General features: G+C 51.0%; 13 protein-coding genes. 7 read left to right on the forward strand and 6 right to left on the reverse strand.

What is annotated here, in order from left to right:
* Window positions 1-5: 5 nt before the first annotated feature.
* From D0B88_RS05935 to D0B88_RS05950, 4 genes are all read right to left on the reverse strand, one after another.
* Window positions 6-419 (reverse strand): hypothetical protein, encoded by a 414-nt coding sequence (locus D0B88_RS05935; RefSeq protein WP_151055844.1) that lies wholly within the window; start codon window positions 417-419, stop codon window positions 6-8.
* Window positions 420-496: 77 nt separating this feature from the next.
* Complete coding sequence (locus D0B88_RS05940) at window positions 497-1,087, reverse strand: hypothetical protein (RefSeq protein ID WP_151055846.1); 591 nt, start codon at window positions 1,085-1,087, stop codon at window positions 497-499.
* Between the two features lie 95 nt (window positions 1,088-1,182).
* The gene (gene mdoH / locus D0B88_RS05945; protein WP_225318556.1) at window positions 1,183-3,138 is read right to left on the reverse strand and encodes a glucans biosynthesis glucosyltransferase MdoH; all 1,956 of its coding nucleotides are present in this window, start codon (window positions 3,136-3,138) and stop codon (window positions 1,183-1,185) included.
* A complete protein-coding gene (locus D0B88_RS05950) occupies window positions 3,113-4,750 on the reverse strand; it encodes a glucan biosynthesis protein (protein WP_007638219.1) in 1,638 nt (545 codons plus the stop codon). The genes mdoH and D0B88_RS05950 overlap by 26 nt, the downstream gene beginning before the upstream one ends.
* 340 nt (window positions 4,751-5,090) lie before the next feature.
* Between D0B88_RS05950 and D0B88_RS05955 the strand changes: the two genes are divergently transcribed.
* The 7 genes from D0B88_RS05955 to mscL all read left to right on the forward strand — a co-directional run bounded on the left by D0B88_RS05955 (window position 5,091) and on the right by mscL (window position 12,457).
* The gene (locus D0B88_RS05955) at window positions 5,091-5,387 is read left to right on the forward strand and encodes a hypothetical protein (RefSeq protein WP_007638217.1); all 297 of its coding nucleotides are present in this window, start codon (window positions 5,091-5,093) and stop codon (window positions 5,385-5,387) included.
* A gap of 117 nt (window positions 5,388-5,504) precedes the next feature.
* Complete coding sequence (locus tag D0B88_RS05960) at window positions 5,505-7,910, forward strand: response regulator (protein WP_040390938.1); 2,406 nt, start codon at window positions 5,505-5,507, stop codon at window positions 7,908-7,910.
* 119 nt (window positions 7,911-8,029) lie between these two features.
* Entirely contained in the window at window positions 8,030-8,359 is a 330-nt protein-coding gene (gene trxA / locus D0B88_RS05965) for a thioredoxin TrxA (protein ID WP_040390936.1), read from the forward strand.
* A gap of 404 nt (window positions 8,360-8,763) precedes the next feature.
* Window positions 8,764-10,023, forward strand: a complete 1,260-nt coding sequence (gene rho, locus D0B88_RS05970; RefSeq protein ID WP_007638212.1) for a transcription termination factor Rho — start codon at window positions 8,764-8,766, stop codon at window positions 10,021-10,023.
* Window positions 10,024-10,250: 227 nt separating this feature from the next.
* A complete protein-coding gene (gene ubiD / locus D0B88_RS05975) occupies window positions 10,251-11,732 on the forward strand; it encodes a 4-hydroxy-3-polyprenylbenzoate decarboxylase (protein WP_151055848.1) in 1,482 nt (493 codons plus the stop codon).
* A gap of 15 nt (window positions 11,733-11,747) precedes the next feature.
* Entirely contained in the window at window positions 11,748-11,939 is a 192-nt protein-coding gene (locus D0B88_RS05980; RefSeq protein ID WP_007638210.1) for a CPXCG motif-containing cysteine-rich protein, read from the forward strand.
* A 110-nt stretch (window positions 11,940-12,049) separates the two neighbouring features.
* Window positions 12,050-12,457, forward strand: a complete 408-nt coding sequence (mscL, locus tag D0B88_RS05985) for a large-conductance mechanosensitive channel protein MscL (RefSeq protein WP_007638209.1) — start codon at window positions 12,050-12,052, stop codon at window positions 12,455-12,457.
* A 99-nt stretch (window positions 12,458-12,556) separates the two neighbouring features.
* On the opposite strand, the gene D0B88_RS05990 is transcribed toward mscL, so the two are convergent.
* Both D0B88_RS05990 and D0B88_RS05995 read right to left on the reverse strand, forming a co-directional pair.
* The gene (locus D0B88_RS05990) at window positions 12,557-13,453 is read right to left on the reverse strand and encodes a hypothetical protein (protein ID WP_151055850.1); all 897 of its coding nucleotides are present in this window, start codon (window positions 13,451-13,453) and stop codon (window positions 12,557-12,559) included.
* Window positions 13,454-13,547: 94 nt separating this feature from the next.
* On the reverse strand, window positions 13,548-13,946 hold the full coding sequence (locus tag D0B88_RS05995; protein ID WP_007638206.1) for a hypothetical protein: 399 nt from the start codon (window positions 13,944-13,946) through the stop codon (window positions 13,548-13,550).
* Window positions 13,947-14,043 lie beyond the last annotated feature (97 nt).

A 14,043-nucleotide genomic window follows, 5' to 3' on the forward strand; every position in this document is an offset into this window, starting at 1 on the left:
GTGGTTTACTGCGCTGGGGAGGCCTGGGTGTGAAACACCAGTTTGCCTTCGGAAAAAATGCTGTCGCCCTGATGATAGCGAAATTTCACCGCGCTGCTGTCTGCTGCAACACTGTAGTCGAGACTTAATTGCAAACTCTGCCCGGGCAGTATTACCTGCTGGAATTTCAAATTGTCGATGCGGATAAAATTGTCGCCCAACGGAAATAGGTATTGGGCCAATTCGCCGGCCCAGTGGGTTTGTACGACTCCTGCCACTACTGGCTGCTGGGGAAAGTGGCCTTCCAGCCAGAGCATAGCGCGGTTAATCGTTATATCTATAACACACTGGTTTTCCGTGCGGCTGATGCCGTCAAACTGCGGCCAGTGCGTTGTTGCAAAGGCGGTGCGCAGCTGGGCAAGGGGGCTTGGATTGCTCATGGGTTATTATCGATTGAGTTGTCTTGCGGTGTAATTATGGGCGCCATGATACTCCAGCACCGGAGCTAACCCAATTGTTATAACTCGGTGTTGCCCGCCGCCTGATCGCGGTATTTGTGGATGTAGTAGCGGCGATAGCTGTATTCCAGCGCAAAAAATACCGCGAAAAAAACATAGGAGAGCAGGCCGCTGTAGAGCGCCCAGCTTTTCAGGCTGGCAAAAAAGGCGAGGTAAAGTGCAACCAGAGCATTGCCCACCAATAGCACTGCCCATATCGCGGTTAATACCCGGGTATAGGCTTTGGCGCGGGGGGTAATGGTTTCACCGGCAAGGCGTGCGAGGCGCTCAATCAGGCTTTCCGGGGCGCGCAAACTGAGCGCAAAAAACAGTGCCATACAGAGGCTGATTAATACCGGGTAGAGTTTTAGCAGCAGTTCGCTGTTGGCGATTAATAGCGCCAGGCTGTAGGCGAGTGCCACCAACAGCAAGCCTAGTTCAGCATGGGTTTGCGCCTGCCCCTGACGGCGTGCGGCGCTGAATTTGGCCAGTGCCAGCACCGCCAGTACCAGTGCAAATAACGCGGGGCTGATGTGTTGTATGCCCAGATAAACCAGCAGCGGGTAGGCGATGGAGACAAGCACCAGTATTAAGCTGAGCAGGGGTTTCATGGTGGCAATTTTTTCCTCTGGCAATCCGATCAGCAGTATAGGGTGGGCGCAAGAATAAAAAACCCTGCCGTAGCAGGGTTGGTGAGCGATTATGATTAACGCGTAATCGGGCGGTAGTCGTCCATCTCCCGGTGGGGCATGGGCGTCCAGTTATCGGCCGGAACGGGTGGAATTGGTGCCGGGCTTGGCAGGGCTGGTTGTTCCTGCGCAAGCAGCTGGTTCATGTGGGTTAACACCGGGTCTTCGCTGGTTTCGTTCGGGGTTACGAAAATTTTATGCGCGCGCGCGCCGCGCCCCCAATCCAGGCTGCTGGAATAGCGCACCAGCGGCGCCGAGAGGACCAGCCCCGTGAGCACTGGTAACAGCCACCAGAAAAAAATAGGCGCATAGATGTAAGTCACGCAACCCCAGAGCAAGGCGGCGAAGGTCATTTTGGAGGTGCGTGCGATACATTCCCCCCACGGGAGCAGGCGGCCTTCGCGCTCCTGTGAATCCCAGTTCACTTTAAAACCGAGCAGCACTGAAATCACAAAATAGGCGTGATAGATCATCATAATCGGTGCGATTAATACCGCAAAAATTGTCTCGATAATGGTGCCTTTAATGATCGCCCGCGCCCCGCCAAATTGTTTGCGGCGGTGGGTGAGGGTAACTATGACCCCGAGCAACTTTGGTCCCATCAACAGCAGGGTAGTGAGCAAAATCAGCGCAATAATTAGCTCGGTTTTGGCGATTGGCCAGTTGGGGTAAAGCTGGTGAATATCGGTAAAGTAGACATTGGCGTTAATGGCGCGTACTACAGCATCGGCGGTACTTAGCACCAGCATCAACATCCAGATCAGTGACGTGATGTAGGCCACGGCGCCCAATAAAAAGTGCAGGCGGCTAATGGGGTGCAGGTCTTTGGTGTCGATAATGCCCAGATGCTGGATGTTGCCCTGTACCCAGCGGCGGTCGCGTTTGGCGTAGTCGATAATATTGCACGGCACTTCCTCGTAGCTGCCCTCCAGGTCCGCCAGCAGGAACACATCCCAGCCCGCGCGGCGCAGCATGGCAGCCTCGACAAAGTCGTGACTGAGAATATCGCCACCAAAGGGGGCTTTACCTGCCAGCGTCGGGAGACCGCAGTGATCGATAAAGGCGCGCATGCGGATGATGGCGTTGTGGCCCCAATAGTTGGCGGCATCGGTCTGCCAGAAGGCGAGGCCGGTGGCGAGCATGGGGCTGTAGAGCACGGCGGCAAACTGCACGAAACGACCAAAAAAGGTGGTTTGGCGCACAGGGATAGGAATGGTTTGAATCAAGCCGCAGCGCGGGTTGGCCTGCATGGCGCGCACCATTTTCAGCAGGCAGTCACCGGCCATAATACTGTCGGCATCGAGCACAATCATCTGCTCGTAGTTGGCGCCCCAGCGCTGGCAGAACTCGGCGAGGTTGCCCACTTTGCGGCCAATATTTTTTTCGCGGCGGCGATAAAACACCTGCTGGCCTAAATCGCCCAGACGCTCCTGCAGCAGTTGCCAGGCATCGCGTTCGGCTTGGGCGATGTTCAGGTTGGTGGTGTCGCTGAGCAGGAAAAAATCGAACTTGGCTATCTCACCCGTTTTTTCCAGCGAGCGCAGCGTCGCCTCAAAACCGGCAATCACGCGATGGGTATCTTCGTTGTACACCGGCATGACGACGGCGGTACGGGTGTTAATGGGCGCGTCATCGGCAGCGAGGTTTCTGGTGGATTTAAGGCTGAGCGGGTCGATGCGCAGCATCTGCAGCACAAATCCAAACGCACCGCTCCAGAAGGCAAGGCTGAGCCAGGTAAAGCTGATCCCAAACAGCACCAGAATAATAGTTTCCAGGGTGTTGAGTTCGTTGGCGCTGAGGATATCAAACATGATGTAAACCCCGCTGACAGCAGTCAGTAGGCTCAGGATCACATAGATATAGCGGCGCAGCGATTTGCCTGGGATGCGAATGGCATCCGCAGGCACTTGTGACAGGTCGGCGGGTGAGCGCAGGTTTTCGGTCATATTAAATGGCATCCGGGTACCAGACATAACTCCATACTTCACTCAGGCGCTGGTCGCGCAACTTCAGGTAGAGACGCATGTCGGCGACGTTGTTACCCTCTGGTTCCAGCTTGAATGAGGCGCGCCAGGTACGGCCATCGGGCAATTGGCGCACACTCAGTTCGCTAATGGTGCCGGACGATTTCTGCAGCTCAGCCACCAGCGGTGAATCGGTAGAGAGGTTTTCCAATTCGCCGCCGCGGAAGTCAATTACAAATTTGCGTTTGCTCACGGGCGGTGGATTGGCCTGACCCGGGTTGGCGCCCCAGCCGATACGGGTGCGGATTACTTTGGCGCCAACATTTTCCGGCAGATGATCGTCAAAGCTGCGCAGGCGATATTTATAAGTGGCGCTGCTACCGGCTTTCATTTTTTTGGCAGGCACCCAGTAGGCAACTACGTTATCGTTAGTTTCACTGTCGCTGGGGATCTCCACTAACTCGGCGCGACCTTTACCCCAGTCCCCTTCGGGCATAATCCACATGCTGGGACGCTTCTCGTAGCGCGCTTCCATATCCATGTAGTGATCAAAATCGCGGTCGCGCTGCAACAGGCCAAACCCGCGTGGGTTCTCATCCAGCATGGAGGAAACGCGCAATTGGCGATGGTTGCTGATTGGGCGCCAGATCCACTCACCGTTCGATGCTGCCATCAACAGACCGTCGGAATCGTGAACTTCGGGGCGGAAGTCATCCACAAAGCGCGTGTGGTTTTCACCCCACATATACATGCTGGTGAGCGGGGCAACGCCTAATTTTTGGATGTCTTTGCGCGCAAACAGGCGCGCTTCAACGGCCATTTCTGTGGGCGCACCCGGCATGATTTCAAAGCGATAGGCGCCAGTGATGGATGGGCTGTCGAGCAGGGCGTAGATTACCACGCGGGTGTCCGTGGGCGCGGGTTTGATTAACCAGAACTCGCGGAACACCGGAAATTCTTCACCTTTGGGTTCGGCGGTATCTATCGCCAGGCCGCGCGCTGATAAACCATAGGCGAGGCCCGGGCCTACCATGCGAAAGTAGGAGGCACCCTGGAACACCACAAACTCATCTTTGTAATCATTGCTATTGAGCGGGTAGTGAATGCGGAATCCGGCAAAGCCGATATTGTTTGGCGCCACGCCGGCAAGTGGTGCGGCGGGGCCGTCGTAACTGAAAAACTCTTGTTTGAACTGCACAAACGAATCCGGCGTGTCATTGGCCATATGCAGGACTATAGGTTCGCGATAGAGAAAGCCGGGGTGAAACAGCTGCAACTCAAACAGCGACTCCTTGTGCCAGATGGCGGCTTCAGGACGGAAGCGGATCGCGCGGTACTGATCGTAATCCATGTTGGCCAGCGCATCGGGAATATTGGCCTCGATGGGTGCATAGTCGCGTTTGGCCAACTTTTGTGCGCGCGTTGCAATGGCATCGAATAACGCAGGGGCGGCTATATCGCTTGCGGCAGCAGGTGCTATCGCCGGTGCCTGCACCGGGGCAGTTTGTGCCGCAGCCAACCCGCTCCCCAAACCCAGTGTACAGCTGACCACCAACCCGAACAGGCGCGCACGTGCGCTGGGCCCAGTCTCGGTTTTTTTGTCGTTACACAAGATGCTCATCCAGTTTACTCCGCATTGGATTTTTAAAATTAATCGTAGAAAAGTTTGTCTGCCCTGTCTTGATGCCGGGGGCGGGTATTGAAAAAAAGGGGAATAATGCATCGCCATTGATCAATGACACGAGAGGTTATTAAGCGCGGCGCATTGTAAACCATCTGTTACTAAAAATAGCGGCTTTCACGCACAGCTCAAGGCTTTTTTTGCGCTCGGGATAAATCGGCGTGGTGCTTCGCTCGTGGCCTATGGCTGTTTCAAAAAATCGTATTATTGCTAAATAGTCTTTGCGCTTGGTTTGCCATCAACTTAACTCAATCATAGAGCAGTAGAAAGGAGGTAAGTGATGCCAAATTTAGCGGAACAAACAGTTGCACCCCAACCCAAGCTCTTGCCTGTTGTGCGGCGGGTTATTGAGCAGTTGGATGCGCTCTATATGGAAAGTGCCGGTAGTGTTAAGGCCAAAAGTCAGTTGGCCGATGTCTACTCGCATTGGCTGGCTGGGGGGCGAACCGGGCCATCGGGATTGCGCTACTACGTACAGGCCTTGGGTGCGCAGCTGGGGGATGAGGATTCCCGCACGGTATTTGCCGAAGCGGCAGAGCGGGTGTTGATTCATTTGCAGTCGGGTTATGCCAACTGACAAGCCAGTATTTTTTGTATAAACCGGTTTATCTCGCAGCCAGAGATAGCCGGTTGTTTACGTTGAGGTGCTACACTCCAAAGCATTACTCTTTTTTGTGTTGGTGCGATGAGTGAAATGCCAAGCATAAGACGCTACATGCGCGAAAATCCCATAGCAGCACGGCTGTTAGGGCTCATTATTATCAGCAGTTCTATTATCACGTTGGTTGCCGTTTTGCTGCAGCTGCACAGCAATTTTAATGACGATATCGCCGCGCTGGAAAAACGTATCGATCAGGTGCGGATTAGCACTCTCGCGAGTATTACCAAAAGTTTGTGGGGGTTTGACCAGGAGCAGCTGAATATCCAAATCCACAGTGTACTCGCGGTGGATGATGTAGTGCAGGTGCGGGTTATTTGGCACGATTGGAACAACGCTGAACAGACGCTGGTTGCCAGCAATAATATTTACGATCCCAAAGACCTTGAAACCAAACGCAGTCAGTTTCTGGTGCGCAGTTATCCGCTTATCTACGAAGATGCCAGTACCCCACAGCAGCAGCTGGGAGTGCTCACGGTTACGGCCAGCCTCAATAGTATTTATGACAAGTTGTGGCAGCGCGCTGTATTTATCGCTTTGGTACAGGGCACCAAAACCCTGGTTATTGCGCTGTTTATCGTCTGGTTAGTGCACACCCTGCTCACTCGCCATATGAAGGCGGTTGCCAACTATGCGCGCAACCTCAATTTGGAAACACTCACCAAACCGCTAAAACTCAAGCGCCTGAAAGTAAATTCTGCGCCCGATGAACTGGATAATGTGGTCAGTGCGATCAACCACATGCGCGAGACATTACTTGACGATATCGAGCAGCGCCATGCAATTGAAATCGCGCTGTTAACCGAGAAAGAAGAAAAGCTGGAAACCCGTCGCCAAAAAAATGCAGCGGAAGATGCCAGTCGCGCCAAGAGCCAGTTCCTCGCTACTATGAGCCATGAAATTCGCACGCCGATGAACGGTGTAATTGGCATGCTGGAAATGCTGCGCGATACGCCGCTGGATGACAATCAAAAACATTACATCGATGTTATTCACCGCTCGGGTGAAACCTTGCTCACCATCATTAATGACATTCTTGATTACTCCAAAATTGAAGCCGGCAAAATGGAGTTGGAGGAGACCACCTTTGAACTGGACGAACTGGTCGAAAATTGCGTCCAGTTATTTGGGGCTACGGCTAATAAACGGCAAATAGAACTCTTTGGCGGCCTATTGCCCGGTGTGCCGCGTTGGTTGCGCGGCGACCCAACGCGCTTGCGTCAAATTATTATCAATCTGCTGGGTAACGCCTTTAAGTTCACCAGTGAAGGTTTTATTTCACTGCAGGTCAGTGTTTTGCAGCAGTTGGATAATGATCGGGTAGAGCTGCACTTCGCGGTGCAAGACAGTGGCATAGGTATAGATATGTCCAGCGCCGGCAATTTGTTCGACTCTTTCAATCAAGCCGATGCATCCACCACGCGCAAATACGGTGGCACCGGGTTAGGTTTGGCGATTTGTAAAAGCCTCGCGGAGTTGATGGGTGGCAAAATTGGTGTCGAGAGCGAAAAAGGCCGGGGCTCAACCTTTTGGTTCACGGTCAGGTTGGCGCAGGAATCGGTCTGCGATTTGACGAGCGCACCCCCTGAAAAAAGCGAGCATTTGCTGCGTAATAAAAAACTTTTGTTAGTCGAAGGCGGCGTGATGCTCGCTGAGTTTATCGCCCGCTGCTGCAAAGATTGGGGGGTAAATGTAGAGGCTGCACGCTCGGCAAAAACAGCATTGGCACAACTTAAACATGCCATGCACTCCGGTGAGCCATTTGATTTTGTGGGTGTCGATTATTCCCTGCCGGATGCCAGCGGCCTGGAATTTGCCCAATTACTGCGAGATGTACCGGAATTTAGCGAACTGCCGCTATTTATGTTTAGCCCCGGCGATGTGTATCACGACCAACTGCAATTGCGTCGCCTGGCTGTTCACTCCGTGGTGCGCAAGCCCATTTCAATGAAGCTTTTACAGCGCGAACTGATCGCCCTGTCAGGTCACGAAGCCGCCCCGGAATTACCCAGTGAGCGCAATAAACAGCAGGATCTGGCCAAGTTCTCCCATTTGCGGGTATTGGTTGCCGAGGATAATCCGGTGAATCGCATGGTGATTAAAGGGCTGTTGGGCAAGCTCAGCATAGTTCCTGTATTCGCGGAAAATGGTGTTGAAGCTTGCGATGCTGCACAGCAGCAAAAAAATCGGTTTAACCTGGTTTTGATGGATTGTGAAATGCCGGAAATGGACGGCTTTGAAGCGACTCGCAGCATTCGCGATTATGAGCGGCGCGAGGGATTAACACCCATTCCCATTATCGCCCTCACTGCCCATGCCCTGCAGGAACATCGCGAAGCAGTATTCGCCTGTGGCATGAACTACTACTTATCCAAGCCCATCACGCTGGATACACTCTATGCTGCATTTGACGCTGCAGGACTTTTATCGCCGCCCACATAGGGCGCCCCTATAGTGGTGATTGGTTTTTTCTCCTTGCCTGTGTTCGGGTCAATCCTTATGATGGCGATCACTAATTGGGTACGCCCACCACCAGCTAACCTATAGGTTTGGAGTTATTTATGAGTAGTGATGCAATCGTTCATGTTAGTGATGCCAGCTTCGAGCAGGATGTATTAACAGCAGATTTGCCTGTGCTGGTAGACTTTTGGGCAGCCTGGTGCGGCCCTTGTAAAATGATCGCTCCTATTCTTGATGATTTGGCTGAGCAATTTGAAGGCAAAATCAAAATCGCCAAAATGGACGTAGATGCCAACAAAGATACCCCGGCTAAATTTGGTATTCGCGGTATTCCTACGCTGATTATTTTCAAGAACGGCGCGGCTCACGCGACCAAAGTTGGTGCACTGAGCAAACCGCAATTGGTTGATTTTATTAATTCATCCATCTAATTGCTCCGGGCCATCGCAAGATGGCCCAATTTGTTTTTGCACTTACAGATTTTTATCGCTATACTCCGAACATCCAATGTTTGTTCCTCTCCGAATCTCCTTCCCGATTCTAAAAACACAGACGAACAAACTCTAAATTCCCTGCTGTTGTTCTTGCCCCGGTATCTGACACGCGAATAAACCAATCGACCAGTTTTCTGCTAACAACAAATGAATGGACTTACCTATGTCCATCATGGAATCAAAGCTGGTTAACTAACTGTCCGCAGAATTCTCGTCAGATTCCCTTGCAAACCGCGCAGCATAACTGTGTTTAGTTTTCTACAAACGTTTAATTTTCTAAAAACAATATCGCTCTCGCGATCATCTGCAATAAACCTACATCCATCTATAAAGTCTTTCCTATGAATCTAACCGACCTTAAAAAGAAACCGATTGAAGAATTAATTGATATCGCCCATGAAATGGGATTGGAAAATATCGCCCGCTCGCGCAAACAGGACATTATTTTTAATATCCTCAAGCGCCACGCCAAAGGCGGAGAGGATATTTACGGGGACGGGGTTTTGGAAATTTTGGTGGATGGATTCGGATTTTTACGCTCAGCCGACAGTTCGTATCTAGCAGGTCCCGACGATATTTATGTTTCACCCAGTCAGATTCGCCGCTTTAACCTGCGCACTGGCGATACCATCTCTGGCAAAATTCGCCCCCCCAAAGAAGGTGAACGCTATTTTGCCCTGTTGAAAGTTAACGATATTAACTTCGACAAACCAGAAAACTCCCGCAATAAAATTCTGTTTGAAAACCTCACGCCGCTGTTCCCCAATATTCGTCTGCCGCTTGAAGCGGGCAATGGTTCTACCGAAGACCTCACCGGTCGTATCATCGATTTGATTGCTCCCATTGGTAAAGGTCAGCGCGGTTTGATCGTGGCGCCACCGAAAGCCGGTAAAACCATCATGATGCAAAATATTGCGCAGGCGATTACGCGCAATAATCCCGAGTGTCATTTGATTGTATTGCTGATCGACGAACGCCCGGAAGAAGTAACTGAAATGCAGCGCTCAGTGCGCGGCGAAGTGGTTGCTTCTACTTTCGATGAGCCACCTGCACGTCACGTACAAGTGGCCGACATGGTGATCGAGAAAGCCAAGCGTTTGGTTGAACACAAAAAAGACGTAGTGATTCTGCTCGACTCTATCACCCGTTTGGCGCGCGCGTACAACACTGTGATTCCTTCATCCGGTAAAGTATTGACCGGTGGTGTGGATGCGCATGCGCTGGAGCGCCCCAAGCGTTTCTTTGGTGCGGCGCGTAACATCGAGGAAGGTGGCAGTTTGAGTATTATCGCCACTGCACTGGTTGATACCGGCTCCAAAATGGATGAAGTGATTTACGAAGAATTTAAAGGTACCGGCAACCTGGAATTGCACCTTGATCGCAAAATTGCGGAAAAGCGTATTTATCCCGCAATTAACGTGCGTCGCTCCGGCACTCGCCGCGAAGACTTATTGATGAAAGAAGATGAGTTGCAGCGCGCCTGGATTCTGCGTCGTTTGTTGAACGATATGGAAGACGTTGCCGCAACAGAATTTTTACTCGATAAGTTGAAAGATTTCAAAACCAACGACGAATTCTTTATGTCGATGAAACGCAAGTAATCCCTCCCAGCCTCCCCCTTGAATAGGGGGAGGTTGTGTGTGGATTTAAAATTGTAGCTTGTAGCCCGTATGGAGCGCAGCGTAATGCGGGAAATTCAAACCCGTATTTACTGCACTCGATACGGGTTTTTCTTTTTTTACGGTGTTCTTTTTTACTTTTATTTTTTAACAGTTTTTATAATTTCGATTTTTTTAACTTTGGCTTTACGACTCGGGTTGTCAAGAATATGAAATACAAAGACCTAAGGGATTTTATCGATTTGCTGGAGGCGCGCGGTTTATTAAAACGCATCAAGCAAGAAATCGACCCCAACCTTGAAATGACTGAAATTTGCGACCGCACGCTGCGCGCCGGTGGCCCAGCGTTGCTGTTTGAAAATCCCAAAGGTTATACCATTCCGGTGCTGGCCAACTTATTTGGCACCCCCGAGCGAGTGGCTTTGGGCATGGGGCAGGAGTCGGTAAGTGCGCTGCGCGAGGTGGGCAAGTTGCTCGCCTTTTTAAAAGAGCCGGAACCACCTAAAGGTTTTAAAGATGCCTGGGATAAATTGCCTTTATTTAAACAGGTATTAAATCTGGCTCCCAAAGTATTGGGCAAAGCCCAGTGTCAGGATGTGGTGCTGGAAGGCGATGCCGTCAATTTGGATCTGTTGCCAATTCAAACTTGTTGGCCGGGTGATGCCGGGCCCTTGGTGACTTGGCCGCTTGTTGTTACCCGTGGGCCGCACAAAGAGCGGCAGAACCTGGGTATTTACCGCATGCAAAAAATCGGTAAAAACCGGCTGATTATGCGCTGGCTTTCCCATCGCGGCGGTGCGTTGGATTTTCGCGAATTTCAAATTCAAAACCCCGGCAAAAATTATCCCGTTGCAGTTGCTCTCGGTGCTGATCCCGCAACTATTCTTGGAGCGGTAACACCAGTGCCGGATACTTTGTCTGAATACGGTTTTGCCGGATTGTTGCGCGGCGATAAAACTGAAGTAGTGAAATGTATCGGCAACGATTTACAAGTGCCGGCATCGGCCGAGTTTATTTTGGAAGGCTATATTGCACCCAATGATCTGGCGCCCGAGGGGCCATTTGGCGATCACACCGGTTATTACAACGAAGTGGATAATTTTCCGGTATTTACCGTCGAGCGTATTACCCATCGTCGCAATCCAATTTATCACAGCACTTACACTGGCCGTCCGCCGGATGAACCCGCTATTCTCGGTGTGGCACTCAACGAAGTGTTTGTGCCGATTTTGCAAAAACAATTTCCGGAAATTGTGGATTTTTATTTGCCACCCGAAGGCTGTTCTTATCGCATGGCGGTGGTCACAATGAAAAAACAATATCCCGGTCACGCCAAGCGGGTGATGATGGGGGTGTGGAGTTTTCTGCGGCAATTTATGTACACCAAATTTGTGATTGTCACCGACGATGATATTAATGCGCGCGATTGGAATGATGTGATTTGGGCGATGACCACGCGCATGGACCCGGCGCGCGACACAGTGATGATTGAAAATACACCGATTGATTATCTCGATTTTGCCTCGCCGGTTTCCGGTTTGGGTTCCAAAATTGGTTTTGATGCCACTAACAAATGGCCCGGTGAAACTGTGCGCGAATGGGGCACACCTATTGTGATGGATGAACAGGTAAAAGCGCGGGTTGATGAGATCTGGAATGAATTGGGCATAGATTTGCCATCCGCCTATTAATAACCGGAGTGTGCGATGAGTTTGCAAGAAGAGTGTTTTCTCGATTGCCCCTACTGCGGCGAGCCGATCAGTGTGCTGGTGGACTGCTCGCTGGAGCAGCAAACCTATGTGGAAGATTGCCAGGTCTGCTGCCAGCCAATGGTGTTACAGGTGACAGTTGATGAAGAGGGTATAGCAAGTGTTTACGCCCAGCGTGAGGATGAATAGCTGCTAGTATCTGTAATCGATAACCTTGGTTTTAAGCGGTTTATGGGTTATAAAACTTTTGGTGTGTCTGTCGGTAGCTGACTCATTCCATTCAAAAAAGGGGTTTTAACATGAGCATCGTAAAAGAATTCAAAGCCTTTGCTATCAAAGGTAATGTGGTGGATTTAGCCGTGGGTGTGATTATCGGCACCGCCTTCGGCAAAATTGTGTCGTCATTGGTGGGTGATGTGGTTATGCCGCCAATTGGTTACTTAATTGGTGGGGTTAATTTTTCTGACCTGGCATTTACTTTACCCGCGTTGCTGGAGGGGCAAACTCCGGTTTTGGTGGCCTACGGTAAATTCCTGCAAACGCTGATTGATTTCACCATTATTGCGTTTGTTATTTTTATGGTTATTAAAGTGATCAATCGCTTAAAGAAAAAGGAAGAGGAGGCTCCTGCTGCTCCCCCACCACCCAGCAATGAAGAGTTATTGCTGACCGAAATTCGCGATTTATTAAAACAGCAGCAAAAATAAAAGTGACGGCTGGCAGATAATAATCTCTGCCAGTGCGATAAAAAAATAGGGCGATCCCGTTAAACAGGGTCGCCCTATTTTTTTGGCAACTACTGTCAACTATTCTTCAGTGGGGGGATTTAATAACACCCAGCTTTCCAATTCCGGATGAAAAAATCCACACTCGCGATAGGCTCGCTCGATGGTGCCCGTGCGTCGCAGCTGCGCCACGCCCAGACTCAAGGCGCGGTAAAACTCCGCAGCCAAAGGGTGTTTTTTGCTGACTGGCCAGTGGCGGCTACCGCTGATGGCAATTTTTATTCCCTCGATGGGCACGAGCTTGATGTTATCCACCTGAATTTCTTTGCCGGGATTATTCGCCACCGGCGAGAGCGTAAAATCCACACGCCCGGCGTTGATCATCCGTGCGATGTTGATCCAGTTAGGCGTGTACATAATTTTGTCGAAACCCAATTGCTGCAGGGTATCCAAATCGGGTTTCCACTGGCGGCTGGTGGCGACTTTGAGTTGGGTGAGTTGCGCAAGGGTTTTGCTATTAAGGGCGCGCTGATTGTTGGGGGAGGTATAAAGCCCCACAACAAATTGCCCCTCTTTTACGATGGGCGCGGAAATGTGCAATTGATCCTGTTGGCCAATTAAATCCTGATACCAAATCGTTCCACCAATGCTGAGCGTTTTACCATCGATCACATTGCGAATACTGCGAAAATAATTTTCCTCATCGGCAAACTCTATGGGCTGCTCAAAACCTCCCAGTGCGAGTGCTTGCTGCATCAACACTAATTCAATTACATCGCGGCGTGCGTAGTTGCCGCCATAAAAGCTAATTTCCTGTACATCGCGCCCGGCTAAAAATTGGGTGTAATCGCGATGGATATCGGGCAGTACGGCAATAGTGGCTTTGGGTTGAGCCGAGAGCGGGGCACTGACAAAAAAACTTGCCAACAGAATCAAGCAAGCGGAGAGCCAACAGCCTAGGGAAGTATTGATTCGCATAAAGGTCAGTATCTGAAAATGCTGTGAATGAGCCATGGCCTGGTGATGTACATACCCGTTTTAGTGTGGGCGCCATTTGGCCAATCGTCCAGTTTCAGAGTATGGGCTGGCCGCGGTACATGCGCACAGGCTTTTCAGCCACGGGCACGCTGGGAGCCAGAATTTCACTGCGCACTATGTTGTCACCGCCGGGTGTTTCCTGGGTTGCATCTTCCAGTACGGTTTGGCCGCGATATACCTTCACCACCTGGCGCGGTATTTCTTTGGTGTTCTCACTAACCACTGGTTCCAACAGGCTGGCCCATTCCGGCCCCGCCATAAACAGCAGCTCTTTAATCAAGGCTTTAGTGATAGTGTCTTTGCTGTGCTGGTGATAGTCGGCTAACTCTTTCAGCACATCCGGGTTGGCCATTTTGACGCTGGGCTTCATGGCCGCGTCAACCCGGCGACGAATCTCGTAAACCAAATCAACCATAGGCTTCGTGTATTGCATACTTGCTCCCCCGGTCCTGAATTAGACTCTTGGACTAGTAATTGAGCAAAATTCAGACCAAAGCCGGAAAGCCTGTAAATCCTTACTTTTATTGCTA

Origin of the sequence: Cellvibrio sp. KY-YJ-3, assembly GCF_008806955.1 — a bacterium.
Lineage (GTDB): Bacteria > Pseudomonadota > Gammaproteobacteria > Pseudomonadales > Cellvibrionaceae > Cellvibrio.